This is a genomic window from Butyrivibrio proteoclasticus B316 (assembly GCF_000145035.1).
Taxonomy (GTDB): domain Bacteria; phylum Bacillota; class Clostridia; order Lachnospirales; family Lachnospiraceae; genus Butyrivibrio; species Butyrivibrio proteoclasticus.
Genome location: NC_014387.1, coordinates 3,373,025 through 3,392,231, shown reverse-complemented (window position 1 = coordinate 3,392,231; position 19,207 = coordinate 3,373,025). Strand labels below are relative to the sequence as shown.

Below are 19,207 nucleotides of genomic sequence, written 5' to 3'. Positions count from 1 at the left end.
GGGTAATAAGTATGGGAAATAATAAAAAAAGAGAAGACGTGAAATACGACAAGGGAAATCTTCTGACAGTAGAAATAACAGATATAGGAAATGACGGAGAGGGCATAGGCAAGATAGATGGCTATACCCTCTTTATTAAAGATGCGGTAATAGGTGATGTTGTAAGCGCCAAGATAATGAAGGCCAAGAAGAACTATGCCTATGCACATCTTGAGGAAGTTATCACTCCTTCTGTGGACAGAGTGGAGGCTAAATGTCCTGTTGCCAGAGCCTGTGGTGGCTGCCAGACACAGAATATGTCCTATGAAAAAGAGCTTGAGTTTAAACAGCGTAAGGTAAGAAACAATATTGTCAGACTTGGTGGATTTGATGAGTCGTTTGTCGACAGCATCATGGAACCGATAATTGGAATGGATGAGCCCTGGAGATACAGAAACAAGGCACAGTTTCCAATTGGAAAAGATAAAAACGGCAGGATAATTGCAGGGTTCTATGCCGGCAGAACTCACAGCATCATTCCTGTTACAGACTGTCTTATAGGTACCGCAGAAAATAAAGATATTCTGAGTGTTATCATAAGCCACATGGAAAAAAATAACATTGAGCCTTATGATGAGACTTCCGGAAAGGGGCTGATGAGACATGTTCTGATCAGAAAAGGCTTTACTTCAGGACAGATCATGGTCTGCCTTGTTCTGAACTACAAGGGAATTAGTAAGAATAAGAAATTTGCAGGCATTAATGCAGATGGAGAGAACACTGCTATAGAATATATATCCGGTCAGAAAGAGCTTGTTACAAGGCTCTCTCAAATCAAAGGCATGACAAGTATATCTGTCAGCATCAACACTGATAAGACCAACGTCATAATGGGAACAGAGATACACACAATCTGGGGAAATGATACTATTTCTGATACTTTGTGTGGCCTTGAATTTGATATTTCACCCCTCTCTTTTTATCAGGTAAATCCTGTTCAGTGTGAGAAACTGTACGGACAGGCAATAGAATATGCAGGTCTTACAGGAGAAGAGACGGTTTGGGATCTGTACTGTGGAATTGGAACTATCACATTATCAATGGCCAAGAAGGCAGGACATGTCTATGGAGTTGAGATTATTCCCGATGCCATTGAAGATGCCAAGAAGAACGCGCTGAGAAATGGTCTGACTAATGCGGACTTTTTCTGTGGAAAAGCTGAGGAAGTTCTTCCGGATTTCTATGCTAATGGACGTTTGGAAGAAAAAGATAAGCATGCATTACAATCTGAATACAATATTTCTGAGTCTGCTCTTCACCCTGATGTGATCGTAGTAGATCCTCCACGTAAGGGCTGCGATCAGGCCTGCCTTGATACTATGCTCAAAATGTCTCCTGACCGTATCGTATATGTCAGTTGTGACTCAGCGACTCTTGCAAGAGACCTCAGAATTCTTGCAGACGGCGGATATGAACTAAAGGCAATCCGTCCATGTGACATGTTTGGTCATACTGTTCATGTGGAGACGGTTGTTCTTTTAACTAAATAAAACAAGCAATATCTGCGGTGCAATGCAGATGGTTGCTATGGTAAGATAGAGACATGTGTTTTCTTGGGAAGAGGGCACATGTCTTTTTGTTGGAGGAATTTTGGTGGGAACGCAATTATTGAATTAAAACCCATGACCCGGGAATTGTGCCATGCACTTTTCAGAGCTTGGAATGACTGCTGTTAATTCAGACACGATAATAAAGAATAAGCGTAGTCAGCATATTCTTGATATTATGTACAATATTCATTATCCACTTGATTCCGAACATATTGGAAAGACAGCTCATGATTACGCAGGTGTTCTTCAGAAGAAAATTGATGTTGGGGAATACTAATAAAAACTATTATTTCTTTCTCCGACGTTTTTTGTCATTTGGTTCTACGATTGGAGACTTGTTTACAAGATTATCAAAATCTTCATTAACACCGATTTTAGCGACTCTATCAAGATTGGAGTCGTTATTTTTCATGCTCAATTATTCACTGACGCTTTCAAAAGAGATGAAGGAAGAATTAGAGGCGCTGCAGGAAGTTTTTGTGCCTGACGACCCAATGGAAACTGAGATACGAGATTTCCTTGATTCATCTAAAGAAAACTATGTATATGTGAGCATGCTTTTCTACAAAGCACTTGAGCACAATAGGAATTTTGATAATACTAAGCAGGGAGAAGCAAAGATTATCGCAGATATCATGGATAACATTCCAGGCTGGGATAGAGTTACTTCCCACAACTTCGTTGAGTATGGAAAACAGAGAGACTGGAAGAGAGAAGGAACGCCACTAACAGATGAAAATGCAATGAAGAGCATTGAATATGTGTTGGTGGGATGATATCATAGACGTACTGACGAAAGATAAACATATTCGTAAATGCGGAGATAAGATATGATTATTAGTGAAAGAATATTTAAGATACTTGAGCAAAGAGGAATATCGCAGAGTGCTTTTGGAAAGATGGTGGGGCTTTCAGGTAGTACTATCAGCGATTGGAAGACCAAGAAGACCAATCCTTCAGCAGATAAAATAATGACTATATGCGATGCACTTGATATAACACCGGAGCAGCTTCTTACAGGCAAAGGGATTGATGGTGATTTTGATGAGTATTCTAGTAGGGAATTAGACTTTAGTTTCCATGATAAGGAAATCATTCTGGAATATCATAAGTTGTCTATTGATCAGCAGAAGAGATTTGAGAGGTATCTTAAGACATTAAAAAAGCTTGATGATTTGGAAAAAATGTAAACTTGAAATGCCAATTTGGCATTTCAAGTTTAGGGAGGAAAAATGGAAGAAAAAAATGAGTTGGTGGAGTTTTCTACTGAAATAGATAATGATGATTATGAAGATATCAAGGATGTTATTCATTTATTGAGGGGCGCTCAGATAGTGCTTGATTCTGACCTTGCGAGGTTATATGGAGTCGAGACTGGAAGCCTGAACAGAGCTATGAAAAGAAATAAGAAAAGATTTCCAGAAGAGTTCTGTTTTCAAATAACCAAACAGGAATATGATCACTTGAAATGCCAATTTGGCATTTCAAGTGAGTATGAACATGGTGGTAGACGTACACTTCCTTTTGTGTATACAGAGCAAGGCATTGCTATGTTATCATCTGTGCTTAGAGGAGAAACTGCGGTTACAGTTAGTATACGTATCATGAAGACATTTGTAGTCATGAGAAAGTACCTTGCTAGAAATGCGTTACTGATGGATAAAGTTAATACCATCGAACATAGGCAGATAGAATCACAAATCCAAAACGAGCAATTCAGACTGGAAACAGAGAAAAAATTTGATAAGGTTTTTGATTATATTGAGTCGGATAAGGAAGATATGCAGAAAGTTTTCTTTGACGGTCAGATATTCGATGCATTTTTGCTTTTGGCGGATATTGTAGAAGAAGCTCAAAGCAGCATTACCCTTATTGATGGATATGTGGATTTACAAACATTGAATATACTGGCTAAAAAGAAGTCTGGCGTAGATGTTGCTATTTACACATTGCCAGGAACTAAACTGACTAAGCAGGATATTACAAATTTTAATGCACAGTATCCGGCTCTTAATGCGTTTAAAACAACGGCATTTCACGATCGCTTTATGATTATTGATGGTAATAAAGGTTATCATATTGGAGCATCTATCAAGGATGCTGGTAAGAAGTGCTTTGGAATCAATAGACTGGCTGATGTTGGGCTAATCAATTCCATTATACAAAAAGCTCAAAGTACCGGAAAACAGGTGTAGGAGGATTGAGGATGGGACTTAGTGGAACAGAATTATATGAGCTTTATCAGAGACAGTATGCAGGGGCTGTTGAAGAGAAACGACTGTTTTACACAAAAGCAAATGAAACGGAATTCATAATAACGAAGCATTATATTCACAAATATCTAAAGCCTAGAGCAAAGGTCATAGACGTAGGTGCTGGATGTGGCGTATATACTAAGGCTTTGGCAGATGAAGGATTCCATGTTGATGCTATAGACCTGCATCCCGACAATGTTTCAAGAATGAAAGATTTATTCCAGGATAGAAAAAATGTAAATATTTGTCAGGGCAATGCATTGGATTTGCGAGATTCTTCAGATGGTACTTATGATCTTGTTTTGGAGCTTGGGCCAATTTACCATCTTAAAAATGTTCATGAGAGAGTTGTTGCGATAAAAGAAGCTGTGCGTGTGGCAAAGAAAGGTGCTCCGATATTTGTCTCTTTTGTTCTTCAGGATGCTCCGCTTATAGAATATATTTTTCAGAGTGAAAACCCTGCGGAAGAAATAAATGAAATAGGATATGAGAGAGATACAGCGCTGGTTACTGATAATACAGGCTCATCTATACAGCTGCATACCATATCTGCAATTGATGAACTTACTGATAAAGTACTAGAGACTTTGCCTGTATCAAAGGGACCAAGATTTGCACAGGATGGACTTTCACAGGTTATAAGAGAGTCTGTAAACAAAATGTCTGAAGCCTCATATAATGAATGGATTCAGTATTTGAAAGCAACAGCTGAAAGACCTGATCTTATGGGCTATTCAAATCATGTTGTTCAGATATTCATAAAGAATTGATAATGTTGGAGGAACATCATGAGCGTCAAATTACAGAAACCTTGCTGATTATTCTATGATGTGAGGTATTTTTTACAAAAAGTATTGACCCTCACGTTACGTTATGGTTTAAGGTATAGTTACACGTGAAGGAGATGAAAGCCATGATGACAGTAAATGAAGTAAGTAAAATGACGGGAGTGAGTATACGCACACTGCATTATTACGATGAGATCGGACTCTTAAAGCCGGCGAAGTACACCGATTCTGACTACAGGCTGTATGACGATGCAGCTCTGGAAAAGTTGCAGCAGATTTTACTGTTCAGGGAGCTGGAATTTCCGCTAAAAGACATAAAGGAAATAGTTAACAGATCTGACTTTGATAAGACAAAAGCACTGGAACAGCAGATAGAACTTCTGGAACTTAAGAAGGAGCACATTGAGAATCTGCTGAACATGTGCAAATACCTTAAAGTGAGAGGAGTGAGAAAATTGAATTTTTCAGCATTTGATACAAGTAAGCTTGATGAATACGCTAAAAAGGCTAAAGAACAGTGGGGAGATACTCCTGCTTATAAAGAATATGCCGAGAAGAGCAAGAACTGGACAAAGGAATATGAGAGCGGCCTGATGGCTGACTTTACTAAGCTTTTTGAAGAGTTGGGAACTATGAAGGGAATGGATCCGGCATCCGAAGAGGTCCAGGCTCAGGTAAAGAAAGTACAGGATTTCATTACAGAGCATATGTACACATGCACTGATGATATTCTTTATGGCCTTGGAACAGGCTATGTAGGCGGCGGAGAGCTGACCCAGAACATTGAAAAGATGGGCGGTAAAGGAACTGCAGAGTTTATCTTTCAGGCTATTAAGATTCATTGCGGAAGATGATCACAACAATATACGATTTTGAAGTCATCTGGCGAATTAAACTGTCAGAATAATTAAATCAGTATTTACGCGTGCTTATAGCATTGTATATAATATCTTTGTTGTGTCAATCTGGATAAACAGATGTCGCATAGGAGGTAATCATGAGAATGCGAGATAACTACTCGGTGCAGTTTTAATGCTGACAGCAGGTTGTACCGAGATTAATAAGAGTTATTTGCTGTCACATACTGCACCGAACAAATAATGAAGAACAGTTTTTTATTTGAAAAGGAGCAGATATGAATACAGATAGAATAAGTGAATTAAGAATAGAGTGGGAAGCAGAGGAGAAGATAGCTCATATTCACGGCTGGGATTTTTCTCATATCCATGACAGGTACGAAGAGGAGGAAGATCTTCCTTGGAATTACAAGCAGATAATTGATGAGAACCGCGTGGATAGTATGGAGTTATTGGACTTTGATACAGGCGGTGGAGAATTCCTGAGATCTCTTGGACATCCTTATGGCAAAACTGCAGCTACAGAAGGTTATGCACCAAATGTTGAGTTGTGCATGAAAGAACTGTTGCCACTTGGAATAGACTTCAAGGCTTGTGATGATGCGTCAAACGTTCCTTTTGCAGATGGCTCTTTTGATATGATTATTAATAGACATGGTGACTTTGATCCTGAGGAAACTGCAAGGCTTCTTCGACCTGATGGACTGTTCATTACTGAGCAGGTTGGCGGGGAGAATGACAGAGATCTTGTAGAGATGGTTCTGCCTGATGTGCCAAAGCCATTTCCAGAGCTTGAGCTTTCTATTCAGAAGAAAAAGTTTGAGGATGCAGGATTAAAGATTATCAGAGCAGAGGAGGCCTTTAGACCTATTCGCTTTTATGATGTTGGTGCATTTGTATGGTTTGCTCATATCATTGAGTGGGAGTTCCCGGGATTCTCTGTAGATAAGTGTTTTGACAGACTTCTCAAAATACAGGAAGTAATTGACAAGAATGGTTATGTAGAAGGTACTATTCACAGATACCTTATAGTGGCAAAGAAAAAAGGCTAATAATGAAAAAGCGGTAAGTATAAAACTTGCCGCTTTTTTGAGCCTTAATTCCAAAACAGTTCGTCTAGAGTCTTATCCAAAGCTTTGCAGATAGCAATACAAAGATTTATTGTCGGGTTATAGTCCCCCTTTTCAATAGCACTGATAGTTTGTCTTGATACGTCGCAGAGTTTGGCCAAATCTTCCTGAGACAAGTCCTTGGCAGCTCTGGCAGATTTTAATTTCAAATTTTTCATGGCTTAATCCTCGCATATCTTGTTTTCTCTATACTGCTTAATTCCAATAACAACAGCCAATGTAATAAATGTAATAGTCATCATTGCACTTGCGGATACCTTGGAAAGTACCAGGTTCCAAAAGTTCTCTTCGTGCTCGCCGCCTTTTAATATGCGTGAAATGACGCTAATAAGTTCGATTAACTGAGCAAGCCCTACGCCGATGCATACACCAAAGTAGGCTTTCCAACTCTGCCCAAGGTAGAAGAAGGCATCGTGCCATATAGAATAAACTGCAAAAACAAGAAAGCCAGTCATGACAACGATTATGAGCAGTCCGCTAAGAACAAATGGCGGAAGAGTATTGCCTGAACAGGTATCATATATAATAATTCCACAAAGAAGAACGATTATGGTAAAGAATGCTCTCTTGTAAGCTTCTGCTCTGTTTTTCAGCTGCAGTTCATCATAGTGTTCGGTCTTGTGTCTGCGCTTGATCAAAAAAGCAAGCACAATTACTATCAAAGCATAGAATAATAACAATATTATAGATTCATTCATTACATCATACCTCCAACGTTTTTAATCTGTTCTTGTAATTTTATAGTAATCTTTCAGATGAATAATGTCAACTATATTTTACATATTTCCAATGAAAAAAGTAAAATATATTTTACAATAAAAGCCTTGAAGACGTGTGTAGTGCTATGTTAGAATTTTTCAGAAAATATTAAGAAGCGGTGACCCGGTATAGGCCAGGCACCGACGGAGGATGAAAATGAAAGAGTTTTTGAAGAAGAAGGATATCGAAATCTCTCTTAAGAGATACGGTATCGACGCGCTCGGAGCAATGGCGCAGGGATTATTTTGCTCATTACTTATCGGAACAATCATCAACACGGTAGGCACTCAGTTTAAGATTCCATTTCTGATGCAGACTGTAGCAACGATTGCAGGCGTTGAGTACACAGTAGGTGGACTTGCAACAGCTATGAGCGGACCAGCGATGGCAGTAGCTATTGGTTATGCTCTCAAGTGTCCGCCACTTGTTCTTTTTTCTATGATTACAGTAGGCTTTGCTGCTAATGCACTTGGCGGAGCAGGCGGGCCACTGGCAGTTCTTTTTGTCGCAATAATTGCTGCTGAATTTGGTAAAGCAGTTTCTAAAGAAACAAAGGTTGACATCCTGGTTACTCCTCTTGTTACAATAGCAGTAGGTGTTTTCTTTTCATGGCTCATTGCACCTCCACTTGGAAGAGCAGCTATGTGGGTAGGAAATCTTATTATGTGGGCTACTGAGCTACAGCCATTCCTGATGGGAATTTTGGTCTCAGTTGTAGTTGGTATCGCGCTTACACTTCCTATCTCTTCTGCGGCTATCTGTGCTGCGCTTCAGCTCACAGGACTTGCGGGAGGAGCTGCAGTTGCCGGATGTTGTGCCCAGATGGTTGGCTTTGCTGTTATTTCTTTTAAAGAGAATAAGTGGGGCGGCCTTGTATCACAGGGAATTGGCACATCAATGTTGCAAATGGGGAATATTATCAAAAATCCAAGAGTTTGGATTGCGCCAATCGTTGCGTCCGCAATCACCGGACCATTGGCGACATGCGTGTTTGGACTTCGTATGAACGGCGCTCCTGTATCATCTGGTATGGGAACCTGCGGACTTGTTGGACAGATTGGTGTTTATACAGGATGGGTTAACGATATAGCTGCTGGCAGCAAGGCTGCAATCACAGCTTTTGACTGGATCGGACTTGTGATGATATCATTTGTTCTCCCTGCTGTATTCTCACTTATCATTCACGCAGGTGTCAGAAAGCTTGGATGGGTCAAAGATGGGGATCTTAAACTATGACAGTTGGTGTCACGTCGGTACTATATGCACTGGTTATATGTATACTGTTTTATATTCTAAGGGGGAATAGCAGAAAGTATTTGCTGGCTGTAGCGAGCATTTTATATATCTATTCTCTTAATAGACTTGCAGGAGCGGTAGTCCTTTTTGTGAGCGTTTTTACGTGGGCAGCAGGACTACTCGTGTCCATTTGGCAAAAGAAAAGTGAAAGAGCTGCAACAGGCATTATGTCTGTTGCAGTTTCTATCTTTGTTCTCAGTCTACTTATTCTAAAATATTTTCCTGCGTACTTTTCGCAAGGGGCAGCAGAGGATAGTTTTCTTAGTAAAATTCTAATGCCTATTGGCTATTCGTTTTATGTTTTTCAGGCGATCAGTTATATAGTCGATGTCAAAAGAAAAAGCGTAAAACCTACAACTAACATCGCTGATGTAGTACTGTATCTTGCATGGTTTCCCAAATTTGTAAGCGGTCCTATCGAAAGATGGAACGGTTTTAATGATCAGATCAAAAATGCCTGTTGTGCAAAACTCATAGACAAGGATAGGTGGAAAAGAGTGTTTTACTACACTCTCTATGGTGCCTTCATGAAGGTTGTAATTGCAGACAGACTGGGAATCTATGTGGATAAGATTTTTGATGGTGCAGAACTCTTGGGGAGTAACTGGTTATTATTAGGAGCGCTCTTTTACACGGTTCAGATATACTGCGATTTTGCGGGCTACTCATATTTTGCAATCGGAGTATCTAAGGCATTTGGTATTGATCTTGTAATGAATTTTGATATGCCATATTGCAGTCAGAATATCACAGAGTTCTGGAGACGCTGGCATATGTCACTTTCTTCATGGCTCAGAGATTATGTATATATTCCGCTTGGAGGAAACAGAAAGGGACCAGCCAGAAAGATCATCAATACGATGATTGTCTTTTTGATCTGCGGAATGTGGCATGGCGCCGGCAAGAATTTTATAGTATGGGGATTACTTCACGGAGTCTTTTCTGCGGTAGATAGTATTTGCAGAGACAAGGGATTTAGTATAATAAGAAAAGGTGTGGTTGGTACAATAATCACTTTTTTGGAAGCTTCTTTTGCGTGGATATTCTTTAGAGCTTCGTCACTAAGTGCCGGGCTTAGGTATGTAAAGGCGATGTTTACGCACTTTGCAGGATATATCTCTTTTGCCGAAAATATGGAGAATATGAATCTTGTCGTGATAGAAATGGTTGTGATCATAGTTTCAATACTGTGTATTGCAGTGCTTGACAGGATTGCCTACAATGGAAAGTCTAATATTCCGGAGATGACAGCTTCACTGACACAGGGGAGACGATATATAGTGTGTTACTTGCTGTTAATGATACTCGTAATATTTGGCATTTATGGACCTGATATTAGTACAAGACTCATATATATGGAGTTTTAATGCATATGAAAAGAGTAATAGGGGGAATTAAGTTCATAGCGTTGGTGCTGGCACTTATAGTATCGCTTAACGGCGCGTGCAGGCTTTTATGCTTTAAGACAGCACATGGAATTAAGCAGGCCAGGTGTCTATATGCACAGCCTGAGAATACTATAGACGTGGCTTTTCTTGGCTCTAGCCATATGCATGTAAATATCAACACAGCTCTTTTATGGGAAAAATATGGGATTGCCGCCTATGACTATAGCGCAGCAGAGCAGCCTCTGTGGATGACCTACTATTATCTTAAGGAAATATGCAAGTACCAGAATCCCAAGGTGATAGTGCTTGATTTTTTTGCACCTGCGAATTTTCTGGACGATTATCAGTATAAGTATATTGCGGATAATTTCTACGGACTTAGGCCATCGCTTAATAAACTGGATATGCTGAAGGCGAGTGTAGAACCCACAAGGGTGCTTGATTTTTTTCCTGCGCTTGTTAGTTATCACGCCAGATATCAGGAACTTGAACAGGAGGATTTCGATTTTCTTTTTGAAACGACTGAGGAAAAAAGTGCCTTCAAGGGCTATACGCCTTATTTTAAAGAGTCTCAGTGGGATAAGCCTGAGTTTGATGCTGAGGATCCACTACCCCTTACTGACAAGTCACAGAAATATCTTGATAAGATAATAGATTTTTGTAATGAAAACGGGATTGAGATGTTTTTCATCGTGACTCCATATATCAAGGAACATGAGCCGGATCGAAGGTATGAATATGTGGAGAGATTATGCGCTGAGAGAGGAATTTTCTTTGAGGATGATACGGAATGGTATGATACCATAGGAATTAATTTTGATGAAGATTTCTTTGATTTCTCGCATCTGAATTATGTGGGAAGCTGTAAGTATACAGAACATATCGGTAACGGGCTTAAGTATAGGTTTGATCTGCCGGATCACAGAGGGGATGAGAGATATGAGTCCTGGGACAGAAATGTTCTTGAGATACAGAAAAAAGTAGATGAGGCCGGATGGTAATCGGGGGAATAATACTGGCGAATTGATGATGCATGGAATCATGAGGTTTGCTGAGAAGTATAGTTGAGGTTATGAAAATAAATGAATAAAGAACATGTACTTGCTTTTATCATAGGAGCCACTATAGTTTTATTGGCGCTTCTGATAGTACATATAGTAAAGATAATAAGATCAAGGCCGCTTCCAATGGATGAGATGGAAGGGCACGATTTTGAATATTACTGCGCTGATATATTGAAAGCTCATGGCTTTCTCGATGTGGAAGTTACAAAGGGAAGCGGAGATTTTGGTGCGGACATCCTTGCGGAGAAAGATGGTGTAACTTATGCAGTGCAGTGCAAATGCTATGATAAACCAATTGGAGTTAAGGCAGTTCAGGAAATATATGCAGGCAGGGATTTCTACGACAGAATGGTCGGAGTAGTGATGACCAATCAGTATTTTACTCAGCCGGCGGTGGAGCTTGCCCAAAAGCTGAATATCATGTTGTGGGATAGAGGATATGTGGATGCCATGGCCGATGAGGATGGCAGAAGACGCAGATAGGGTAAGAGCTGAATCAGGAAATTATAGAGGAATAAAACAGAAAACATGAGAATTACGATACAGGACGATTTTGATCTTCAGAAAATAGCTGATAGTGGCCAGTGCTTCAGATTCAATAAATGCGGTGAAGGCTACAGCGTGGTCGCTGGAGATAAATATTTATTTATAAAAGAAGTGTATGATTCCGATGTTGAACCGGATATTGTTGTTGGAGAATCAGATAATAAGGATGAGAAAAATAGGCCGGGTGGTCGGTATGAGCTAAGCTGTAATAAAAAAGAGTTCGAGGCATTCTGGAAAAACTACTTTGATCTGAATAGCAGTTATAGCGATATAAGGAGCCTGATCGACAAATCAGAAGACGAATACCTGTATAACGCTTCTGAATATGGACAGGGAATTAGAATTCTCAGACAGGACCCATGGGAAATGCTTATTTCATTTATTATTTCCCAGAGAAAAAATATTCCGGCAATCAAAGCCTCAATTGAGAAAATATGTGCCCTGGCAGGGCGTAAGATAGCGGTGGATCCAGAGGGAAATGATGTATATTCTTTTCCTACTCCAGAAGAACTCTCAAAACTGACTGTTGAACAACTATCAGCATGTAGCCTTGGCTACAGAGATAAATATGTTCATCAGGCTGCACTTGATGTGGTGAGTGGTGCGGCAGACCTTGATAGCTGGAAAGAAATTGATGATGATGCTCTTATGCAGAAGCTTCTTGCACTTTACGGCGTTGGAGTCAAGGTTGCAAACTGTGAGATTCTCTTTGGATATCACAGACTTGATGCTTTTCCTAAAGACGTCTGGATCAACAAAGTTCTTGATGCCAAGTATCCGAATGGCTTTCTGTTTGATAAATACAAACCTTATAACGGAGTAATGCAACAGTATCTGTTCTTTTACTCACGATCAAACGGCGTGGAAACCAAGTAATAAATAGTAGTTTTGTCTATAATAAAAGGCAGCACCTGTAAATTTAGGTGCTGCCTTTTAACAATGCGCTCAATAGCGCGCTTTTCATGCAAATCATTAACTGTTCTGGAGCACTGTGATCAGTCCTTCATAGTCCGCATCTCCCTGAAGTGGCTTGTAGTCGTAGTTCCAGAGCTCGTTTACCTTGGTTTCAAGTTCTTCCTGTGTCATTTCTACGCCAGTGTGGTTTTCGTAGTAGGATTCAGAATATTCCATATCACTGTTTGCTGCGAGCTCGTCTTCAGAAGGAATGCCGTCTTTATCTTCATCCTTGAAATAGTTTGTTTTCACGGAATAATATGTCTGAAGCTCCTGGCCTTCACTTGGCATCATGAAGGAGTCATAGTGTATAGCACCGGCGTAGTCTGAATTGTCATTGAAATAGACATTTTTGCCGGGAGCATATTCATAACCGTGATTGCCCATTGCTCCCCAGCCCCATTTTTGCATGAGACAGTGTATATGTCCGTTTTCAAAGGTAAAGAGGGAAGTAGTGCTTGCACCATTTATAACAAGTTCCGGAATAGCATCACCATTGCCGTCGATAAGGCCATAATCATAGCCGTATACACTGGAAGACATGTTGTAAAGCTTGGCTACCTGGGCATAAGCTTCATTGTAAGTATTGTAGATGCCTTCAGTATTGTCTCCAAGGAGCGCTTTCTTGACCTTGTTTAGAGTCAGGTCGCCATCAATCATTTTTTCTACAGTTTCATCTGCTGAGCACTGCTCGTAGTTGTAGTTTGTGTCAACCGATTCATATAGGATGACGTTTTTACCATTGTCAGAATCTCCGATACAAACGATATCTTTTATGCCATCAGCATTAAAATCAAAGAATCCAACAGCTGTCAGCGTTTTAACATAAATGGAACTATCGTCTCTTACCCCTGAAAGAGTTCCTGTGGAAACCACATTTCCGCCCTTGGTGAGAATGAAACGGGCAGCGCCTGAATAACCCTTGTAGGTATAAAAAGTCAGGCTTTCGCCATTGTCTGCAAGATCGATATCAAAAGACTGATCCGGATCACATCCATCTTTCCACTGAATCTCATTTGATCTGATCAGCAGGCCGTCATCTGTTTTAGTGGCCTTGACAATCCTGTCTGCTGATTTTCCTACGTGGGAATTATCATCCATTTGGAAACGAAGTGTTAAGTCGCTTCCATCTTTTTCTATAGAAAAACAGGTATAGGTCTTGTCATCGTAATCCCAGTGGAAATTGTAGAATGAATCATATTTGTACATGTATGACCAGGGGAGTGTGTGCTCGTCAGTGTTCAAAGCCTCACCTGTGTGCTTTAGAGCAAATTTTTCCAGGTCACTTCTTCTGATGACAATAAATTTGTCTTTATCAAAGAAAGAATAGTTGGAAAGTACCCTATAGTCTTCTATTTCTTCAGAGGTCAGATTCTTATCTGATATTCCTCCTCCGGCAGTCATGACAACATCCCAGTCGATTTCTGATGGTTTGCTAAAAGACTTGGTGAGGAAGCCGTTGTATTCAGGCGTGTTGAAAAGAGCTGTATACTCAGCAAGTTCTTTTTTGGTCTCTGCATTTGGATCTGCAACAGTGGATTCTACGGAAGAAGTTGTTTCTTTTTCCGGGGAATTGTCAGAGGGGGAACTATCAGAACTTGCGCTGATTTCAGATACTGATGAAGCTTCTGCGGCAGATGCGCCGCTATCATCTGTTGAGACATTTCCGCAACCGGACAATAAAAGAGCAAGTGTAAGTGGTGGAATAATTCGTTTGAAGTTCATGTTAATGCTCGCTTTCTTGTATTTACGTTGTAGAATTTCGAGAATGATGCTGATCATGGAGCAATTCATGTATCACATGAAATTTCATACTCGTCTATAATATCGTACATCTGGGGAATTGAAAATGTTGAATAATTGCTATGTTTTCTTCTGAATTTGCTTTCTAATGAAGAACTGATCAAAACAAGCTGATGGAAATTCTTTGATATATTTGTACATATACAACTTGTCAAAATTGTATATATTAGTCATTGACGCAATTCTGCCACCGAACGTAAAATGATAGACGTGGAGCGGATTTGAAAGCTCTTGATTATAAATACAAGTTATAGAAAAGCGTACAACTTGTGAATGGGGTTAGTTTTGGCTAAATATCAGAAGGTTATAGATTGGATCAGTGAGAATATTGATAGTGGCAGTTTAAAGTCCGGGGAAAAGATTCCCTCTGAAAATGAGCTGTGTGACATGTTTGGACTTAGCAGGCAGACGATAAGGCATGCTATACAGAAGCTTTCTGAGGAAGGCTTACTTGAGAGCAGAAGAGGGAGCGGAACGTATGTTGCGGATCAGTGCGCGGATGACAGCAATAAGTCTGTGGTCGCAGTTGTTACAACTTATGTAGATGACTACATTTTTCCCAGTACTATCAGAGGAATTGAGAGCACCCTTAGCTCTAAGGGATATTCTATGCAGCTTTCTTTTACCAACAATACAACCGGTAAAGAGAGGCAGATTTTGGAGGATCTTCTTGAGAGAAGTGATGTGGCAGGTGTGATCATGGAGCCTGTTAAGAGTGCACTTCCAAATCCTAATATCGGCCTTTATCGCAAACTGATAGACAAGGGGATGAAATTTCTTTTTATAAACAGCTATTACCCGGAACTCGATATGCCTCATGTTTCGATCAACGATGAGGAATGTGCCTACAGAGCAGTCAAGGCTTTGGCTGCGGCAGGACACAAGAGCATCGGATGCGTGCTCAAGCTGGATGATGGACAGGGAAGGGAGAGATACCGAGGATATCTGCGCGCAATGACAGAGTGCGGGCTTTCTTTTACCTATGACCATGTGAACTGGATTGACACAATAGATATCAAGGATGGGAAAAGAGCTTTATCAAGAGTAAAGGAGAGACTAAGGGACTGTACAGCAGTGTTCTGCTATAACGATCTTGTGGCGGGGCTGCTCATGCAGGTTTTGACTGATGACGGTCTGAAGCTTCCAAGAGATATGTCAGTTATAGGAATGGATGATTCTGATATGGCCAAGATAGGAGTTGGAGGAATGACAATTTCCTCTATTCCGCATCCCAAGGCAAGGCTTGGAGAAAAGGCTGCACAGAATATGATAAGACTTATTCACAGCACCGGGAAATTTGGGAATGCGACTTATGAATTCACAGAAGACGTTATTTTGCGCCAGTCTGTGAGGGATATCAGGTAAAAGAGGCAACAATCAGAGATCAGGGGCAAAGATACAAAAGATCTCTGCAGAATTAATTCAACAACATAGAAAACAGGAGAGAGAATGATTATGGGTGATGTAAAAAGTTTAATTGCTGAGGGAAAGACACTTCTTGGTATCGAGTTTGGTTCTACCAGAATCAAAGCGGTACTCACAGACTATGAGTATAATCCGATAGCATCAGGATCACATGGCTGGGAGAACAGACTGGATAATGGAATCTGGACATATACACTTGAGGATATCTGGACAGGACTTCAGGACTGCTACAGTAAACTGGCAGCAGATGTAGAGAAACAGTACGGAGAGAAGCTTGTCAAGATTGGTGCAATGGGATTTTCGGCTATGATGCACGGCTACATGGCTTTTGATAAGGATGGAGAGCTTCTTGTTCCATTCAGAACATGGAGAAATACAATTACCGAGAAGGCATCTGATGAGCTCACAGATCTTTTTGGATACCACATCCCACAGAGATGGAGTATTGCGCATCTCTATCAGGCTATTCTCAATGGCGAGGAGCATATTTCAAAGGTTGATTTCTTCACAACACTTGCAGGCTACATTCACTGGCAGCTGACAGGTGAGAAGGTTCTTGGTGTGGGCGATGCATCCGGAATGTTCCCTATTGATTCCAAGACTTGTGATTACAACCAGAAGATGCTTGATCAGTTTGATGAGCTTATTGCAGGCAAGAATCTTGGCTGGAAGATAAGAGATGTCCTTCCCAAGTCACTTCCTGCAGGCGCTTCAGCCGGTACACTTACTGCAGAAGGAGCTAAAAAGCTTGATCCTACAGGAAATCTTCAGGCAGGCGTACCTGTATGTCCTCCAGAGGGAGATGCAGGAACTGGTATGGTAGCAACAAACTCTGTTGGCGTTAGAACAGGTAATATCTCTGCCGGAACTTCAGTATTTTCAATGGTGGTTTTGGAGCATAGTCTTTCCAAGGCTTATCCTGAGCTTGATCTTGTAACAACTCCAAGTGGAGAGGAAGTTGCAATGGTTCACTGCAACAACTGTACTTCTGACCTTAATGCATGGGTCGGACTCTTTAGGGAGTTTGCAGGTGCAATCGGCAAGGATATTGATGATGATACACTCTACGGAACACTTTACCGCAAGGCTATGGAAGGCGACGCAGACTGCGGCGGACTCCTTGCTTATAACTATTTCTCAGGCGAGAGCATCACAGGCTTTAACGAAGGAAGACCTCTTTTTGTCAGAAGACCTGATGATAAATTCAACCTTGCAAACTTCATGAGAACTCACCTTTACACAGCTCTTGGAGCACTCAAGGCAGGTAACGATATCCTTATGAAAGAAGAGAATGTCAAGGCAGACTTCTTCTTTGGCCAGGGCGGATTCTTCAAGATCAGAGGCGTTGGTGACAGAGTAATGGCAGCAGCCCTCAACACACCAATCAAGCTCATGGAGACAGCAGGAGAAGGTGGCCCTTGGGGACAGGCTATTCTCGCAGGCTATATGCTCCAGAAGGCAGAGGGTGAGACTCTTGAAAGCTTCCTCAATAACAAGGTATTTGTTTCCGGCAAGGTTGAGACCTTTGAGCCTGTAAAAGAGGATGCAGAAGGCTTCGATGATTTCATGAAGGACTACAATGCTGGTCTTACAATTGAGAGAGCAGCAGTTGATTCATTAAAATAAGATATGAAAGAAGGCAATAAAATGTTAGAAGAACTCAAGAAAAAAGTATATGAAGCGAATATTCTTTTACCAAAGTATGGTCTTGTAACCTTTACCTGGGGAAATGTAAGCGCCATCGACAGAGAGAGCGGACTTTTCGTAATCAAGCCAAGTGGTGTTGATTACGAGACAATGACTCCTGATGATATGGTAGTTATGGATCTTAATGGCAATAAGGTTGAGGGTAAACTTAATCCTTCATCTGATACACCAACTCATGTTGAGATTTATAAGGCATTTAAAGAGGTTGGCGGTGTTGTTCATACACATTCATCCTATGCCACAAGCTGGGCACAGGCCGGAAGAAGCATTCCATGCTACGGAACAACACATGCTGATTACTTCTATGGTGAGATTCCATGTGTAAGATGTCTTACCAAGGAAGAAATTGAAGATGCTTATGAAGAGAACACAGGCCATCTCATAGTTAATGAGTTTGAACGTATGGGAAAAGATCCGGTGGCTGTTCCTGCTGTTCTGTGCAAGAATCACGGTGTATTCAGCTGGGGAAAAGATGCTCATGAAGCAGTTCACAACGCAGTTGTAACTGAAGAAGTAGCTAAGATGGCATACAGATGTGAAGTTATAAATCCAAGAGTTATGCCTGCACCACAGGAACTCCAGGATAAGCATTACTATAGAAAACATGGCGCTAATGCATATTATGGTCAGGGCAAATAAGCGGGAGCAGAAATAACTAAAGCGGTAGCATTATATAGTAAAATCTCGGCAAAAATTAACATAGATAATTGATTTTCATTATGATACATTGTATTTGCGTTAAGAATTTGAAACAGAAATGCATATATACAGTGCGTTTTGTGAGAACATTATGCAAGGAAAAAAGTGGAGGAAATATGACTAACAAAGAATTGCAGAAGATTGCAAACGAAGTCCGCAAGGGCATTGTTACAGCGGTTCACGCAGCAGGTGCCGGTCACCCGGGTGGATCACTGTCAGCAGCAGATATTTTCACATATCTGTATTTTGAGGAGATGAACGTTAACCCTGAGAAGCCAGCAGATCCTGATCGTGATCGTTTTGTTCTTTCCAAGGGACATACAGCACCAGGTCTTTATTCAGTAATGGCGCAGAAGGGCTACTTCCCTGTTGAGGAGCTTACAACACTCCGTAAGCTTGGATCAAGACTTCAGGGACATCCTAGTATGCAGTATCTGCCAGGCCTTGATATGAGTAGCGGTTCTCTTGGACAGGGAATTTCAGTTGCTTGTGGTATGGCTCTTTCTGCAAAGCTTAACAATAAAGATTACAGAACATACACACTTTTAGGTGATGGTGAGATTGAGGAAGGCCAGGTTTGGGAGGCTGCCATGTTTGCAGGTTTCCGTAAGCTTGATAACCTCGTTGTTATCGTTGATAACAATGGCCTTCAGATTGACGGACCTATCGATCAGGTATGTTCACCATATCCTATTGACAAGAAATTTGAAGCATTTAACTTCCATGTTATTAATGTTGATGCTCATGATTTTGACGCTCTTAGAGCAGCCTTCAAGGAAGCAAGAGAAACAAAGGGCCAGCCTACAGCAATCATTGCCCACAGTCTTAAGGGCAAGGGTGTATCCTTCATGGAAGGCCAGGTTTCATGGCATGGCGTAGCACCTAATGATGAAGAGTATGCAAAGGCTATGGACGATCTTAACAAGATCGGCGAAGCTTTGGGCTGA

20 protein-coding genes are annotated in these 19,207 nt (G+C 40.8%); 17 read left to right on the top strand and 3 right to left on the bottom strand.

Annotated features, from left to right (window positions below):
• The first annotated feature begins 11 nt into the window (after positions 1 to 11).
• The 8 genes from rlmD to BPR_RS14320 all read left to right on the top strand — a co-directional run bounded on the left by rlmD (position 12) and on the right by BPR_RS14320 (position 6,541).
• Positions 12 to 1,529 carry a 23S rRNA (uracil(1939)-C(5))-methyltransferase RlmD gene (rlmD, locus tag BPR_RS14355; RefSeq protein WP_042257170.1) on the top strand — a complete coding sequence of 506 codons (1,518 nt, stop codon included), beginning with the start codon at positions 12 to 14 and terminating at the stop codon, positions 1,527 to 1,529.
• Between the two features lie 151 nt (positions 1,530 to 1,680).
• The gene (locus BPR_RS14350) at positions 1,681 to 1,866 is read left to right on the top strand and encodes a hypothetical protein (RefSeq protein ID WP_026662816.1); all 186 of its coding nucleotides are present in this window, start codon (positions 1,681 to 1,683) and stop codon (positions 1,864 to 1,866) included.
• A 133-nt stretch (positions 1,867 to 1,999) separates the two neighbouring features.
• Complete coding sequence (locus BPR_RS14345; protein ID WP_026662817.1) at positions 2,000 to 2,365, top strand: hypothetical protein; 366 nt, start codon at positions 2,000 to 2,002, stop codon at positions 2,363 to 2,365.
• Positions 2,366 to 2,419: 54 nt separating this feature from the next.
• Positions 2,420 to 2,779 carry a helix-turn-helix domain-containing protein gene (locus tag BPR_RS14340; RefSeq protein ID WP_013282211.1) on the top strand — a complete coding sequence of 120 codons (360 nt, stop codon included), beginning with the start codon at positions 2,420 to 2,422 and terminating at the stop codon, positions 2,777 to 2,779.
• Between the two features lie 42 nt (positions 2,780 to 2,821).
• Positions 2,822 to 3,784, top strand: a complete 963-nt coding sequence (locus tag BPR_RS14335) for an ORF6N domain-containing protein (protein WP_013282210.1) — start codon at positions 2,822 to 2,824, stop codon at positions 3,782 to 3,784.
• Positions 3,785 to 3,795: 11 nt separating this feature from the next.
• Positions 3,796 to 4,614 (top strand): class I SAM-dependent methyltransferase, encoded by an 819-nt coding sequence (locus BPR_RS14330; RefSeq protein ID WP_013282209.1) that lies wholly within the window; start codon positions 3,796 to 3,798, stop codon positions 4,612 to 4,614.
• Positions 4,615 to 4,757: 143 nt separating this feature from the next.
• A complete protein-coding gene (locus tag BPR_RS14325; protein ID WP_042257168.1) occupies positions 4,758 to 5,486 on the top strand; it encodes a MerR family transcriptional regulator in 729 nt (242 codons plus the stop codon).
• Positions 5,487 to 5,767: 281 nt separating this feature from the next.
• Entirely contained in the window at positions 5,768 to 6,541 is a 774-nt protein-coding gene (locus tag BPR_RS14320) for a class I SAM-dependent methyltransferase (RefSeq protein ID WP_013282207.1), read from the top strand.
• 44 nt (positions 6,542 to 6,585) lie between these two features.
• On the opposite strand, the gene BPR_RS14315 is transcribed toward BPR_RS14320, so the two are convergent.
• Positions 6,586 to 6,777: a helix-turn-helix transcriptional regulator gene (locus BPR_RS14315; protein WP_026662824.1), complete on the bottom strand. Its 192-nt coding sequence runs from the start codon at positions 6,775 to 6,777 to the stop codon at positions 6,586 to 6,588.
• Positions 6,778 to 6,780: 3 nt separating this feature from the next.
• Positions 6,781 to 7,317 carry a hypothetical protein gene (locus BPR_RS14310; RefSeq protein ID WP_013282206.1) on the bottom strand — a complete coding sequence of 179 codons (537 nt, stop codon included), beginning with the start codon at positions 7,315 to 7,317 and terminating at the stop codon, positions 6,781 to 6,783.
• Positions 7,318 to 7,528: 211 nt separating this feature from the next.
• Between BPR_RS14310 and BPR_RS14305 the strand changes: the two genes are divergently transcribed.
• The 5 genes from BPR_RS14305 to BPR_RS14285 all read left to right on the top strand — a co-directional run bounded on the left by BPR_RS14305 (position 7,529) and on the right by BPR_RS14285 (position 12,548).
• Positions 7,529 to 8,614, top strand: coding sequence for a PTS transporter subunit IIC (locus BPR_RS14305; protein WP_026662826.1), 1,086 nt, complete (start codon positions 7,529 to 7,531; stop codon positions 8,612 to 8,614).
• Positions 8,611 to 10,041, top strand: coding sequence for an MBOAT family O-acyltransferase (locus tag BPR_RS14300; RefSeq protein ID WP_042257165.1), 1,431 nt, complete (start codon positions 8,611 to 8,613; stop codon positions 10,039 to 10,041). The genes BPR_RS14305 and BPR_RS14300 overlap by 4 nt, the downstream gene beginning before the upstream one ends.
• Before the next feature lie 5 nt (positions 10,042 to 10,046).
• A complete protein-coding gene (locus BPR_RS14295; protein ID WP_143754311.1) occupies positions 10,047 to 11,063 on the top strand; it encodes a hypothetical protein in 1,017 nt (338 codons plus the stop codon).
• Between the two features lie 81 nt (positions 11,064 to 11,144).
• Positions 11,145 to 11,609, top strand: coding sequence for a restriction endonuclease (locus BPR_RS14290; protein ID WP_013282202.1), 465 nt, complete (start codon positions 11,145 to 11,147; stop codon positions 11,607 to 11,609).
• A gap of 45 nt (positions 11,610 to 11,654) precedes the next feature.
• Complete coding sequence (locus BPR_RS14285; RefSeq protein ID WP_013282201.1) at positions 11,655 to 12,548, top strand: DNA glycosylase; 894 nt, start codon at positions 11,655 to 11,657, stop codon at positions 12,546 to 12,548.
• Between the two features lie 96 nt (positions 12,549 to 12,644).
• On the opposite strand, the gene BPR_RS14280 is transcribed toward BPR_RS14285, so the two are convergent.
• Positions 12,645 to 14,351, bottom strand: a complete 1,707-nt coding sequence (locus BPR_RS14280; protein WP_013282200.1) for a hypothetical protein — start codon at positions 14,349 to 14,351, stop codon at positions 12,645 to 12,647.
• Positions 14,352 to 14,702: 351 nt separating this feature from the next.
• On the opposite strand from BPR_RS14280, the gene BPR_RS14275 reads away from it, so the two are divergent.
• From BPR_RS14275 to BPR_RS14260, 4 genes are all read left to right on the top strand, one after another.
• Complete coding sequence (locus tag BPR_RS14275) at positions 14,703 to 15,794, top strand: GntR family transcriptional regulator (protein WP_013282199.1); 1,092 nt, start codon at positions 14,703 to 14,705, stop codon at positions 15,792 to 15,794.
• A gap of 90 nt (positions 15,795 to 15,884) precedes the next feature.
• Positions 15,885 to 17,480: a xylulokinase gene (locus BPR_RS14270; protein ID WP_026662832.1), complete on the top strand. Its 1,596-nt coding sequence runs from the start codon at positions 15,885 to 15,887 to the stop codon at positions 17,478 to 17,480.
• Positions 17,481 to 17,501: 21 nt separating this feature from the next.
• Positions 17,502 to 18,200 (top strand): L-ribulose-5-phosphate 4-epimerase, encoded by a 699-nt coding sequence (locus tag BPR_RS14265; protein WP_013282197.1) that lies wholly within the window; start codon positions 17,502 to 17,504, stop codon positions 18,198 to 18,200.
• Between the two features lie 176 nt (positions 18,201 to 18,376).
• Entirely contained in the window at positions 18,377 to 19,207 is an 831-nt protein-coding gene (locus tag BPR_RS14260) for a transketolase (protein WP_013282196.1), read from the top strand.

Coding starts and splice junctions, on each gene's coding strand:
- BPR_RS14310 (WP_013282206.1), bottom strand. CDS start 7,317: ATGAATGAATCTATAATATTGTTATTATTCTATGCTTTGATAGTAATT.
- BPR_RS14340 (WP_013282211.1), top strand. CDS start 2,420: ATGATTATTAGTGAAAGAATATTTAAGATACTTGAGCAAAGAGGAATA.
- BPR_RS14265 (WP_013282197.1), top strand. CDS start 17,502: ATGTTAGAAGAACTCAAGAAAAAAGTATATGAAGCGAATATTCTTTTA.
- BPR_RS14280 (WP_013282200.1), bottom strand. CDS start 14,351: ATGAACTTCAAACGAATTATTCCACCACTTACACTTGCTCTTTTATTG.
- BPR_RS14260 (WP_013282196.1), top strand. CDS start 18,377: ATGACTAACAAAGAATTGCAGAAGATTGCAAACGAAGTCCGCAAGGGC.
- BPR_RS14350 (WP_026662816.1), top strand. CDS start 1,681: ATGCACTTTTCAGAGCTTGGAATGACTGCTGTTAATTCAGACACGATA.
- BPR_RS14285 (WP_013282201.1), top strand. CDS start 11,655: ATGAGAATTACGATACAGGACGATTTTGATCTTCAGAAAATAGCTGAT.
- BPR_RS14330 (WP_013282209.1), top strand. CDS start 3,796: ATGGGACTTAGTGGAACAGAATTATATGAGCTTTATCAGAGACAGTAT.
- BPR_RS14320 (WP_013282207.1), top strand. CDS start 5,768: ATGAATACAGATAGAATAAGTGAATTAAGAATAGAGTGGGAAGCAGAG.
- BPR_RS14270 (WP_026662832.1), top strand. CDS start 15,885: ATGGGTGATGTAAAAAGTTTAATTGCTGAGGGAAAGACACTTCTTGGT.
- BPR_RS14275 (WP_013282199.1), top strand. CDS start 14,703: ATGGGGTTAGTTTTGGCTAAATATCAGAAGGTTATAGATTGGATCAGT.
- BPR_RS14305 (WP_026662826.1), top strand. CDS start 7,529: ATGAAAATGAAAGAGTTTTTGAAGAAGAAGGATATCGAAATCTCTCTT.
- BPR_RS14345 (WP_026662817.1), top strand. CDS start 2,000: ATGCTCAATTATTCACTGACGCTTTCAAAAGAGATGAAGGAAGAATTA.
- BPR_RS14315 (WP_026662824.1), bottom strand. CDS start 6,777: ATGAAAAATTTGAAATTAAAATCTGCCAGAGCTGCCAAGGACTTGTCT.
- BPR_RS14335 (WP_013282210.1), top strand. CDS start 2,822: ATGGAAGAAAAAAATGAGTTGGTGGAGTTTTCTACTGAAATAGATAAT.
- BPR_RS14325 (WP_042257168.1), top strand. CDS start 4,758: ATGATGACAGTAAATGAAGTAAGTAAAATGACGGGAGTGAGTATACGC.
- BPR_RS14290 (WP_013282202.1), top strand. CDS start 11,145: ATGAATAAAGAACATGTACTTGCTTTTATCATAGGAGCCACTATAGTT.
- BPR_RS14295 (WP_143754311.1), top strand. CDS start 10,047: ATGAAAAGAGTAATAGGGGGAATTAAGTTCATAGCGTTGGTGCTGGCA.
- rlmD (WP_042257170.1), top strand. CDS start 12: ATGGGAAATAATAAAAAAAGAGAAGACGTGAAATACGACAAGGGAAAT.
- BPR_RS14300 (WP_042257165.1), top strand. CDS start 8,611: ATGACAGTTGGTGTCACGTCGGTACTATATGCACTGGTTATATGTATA.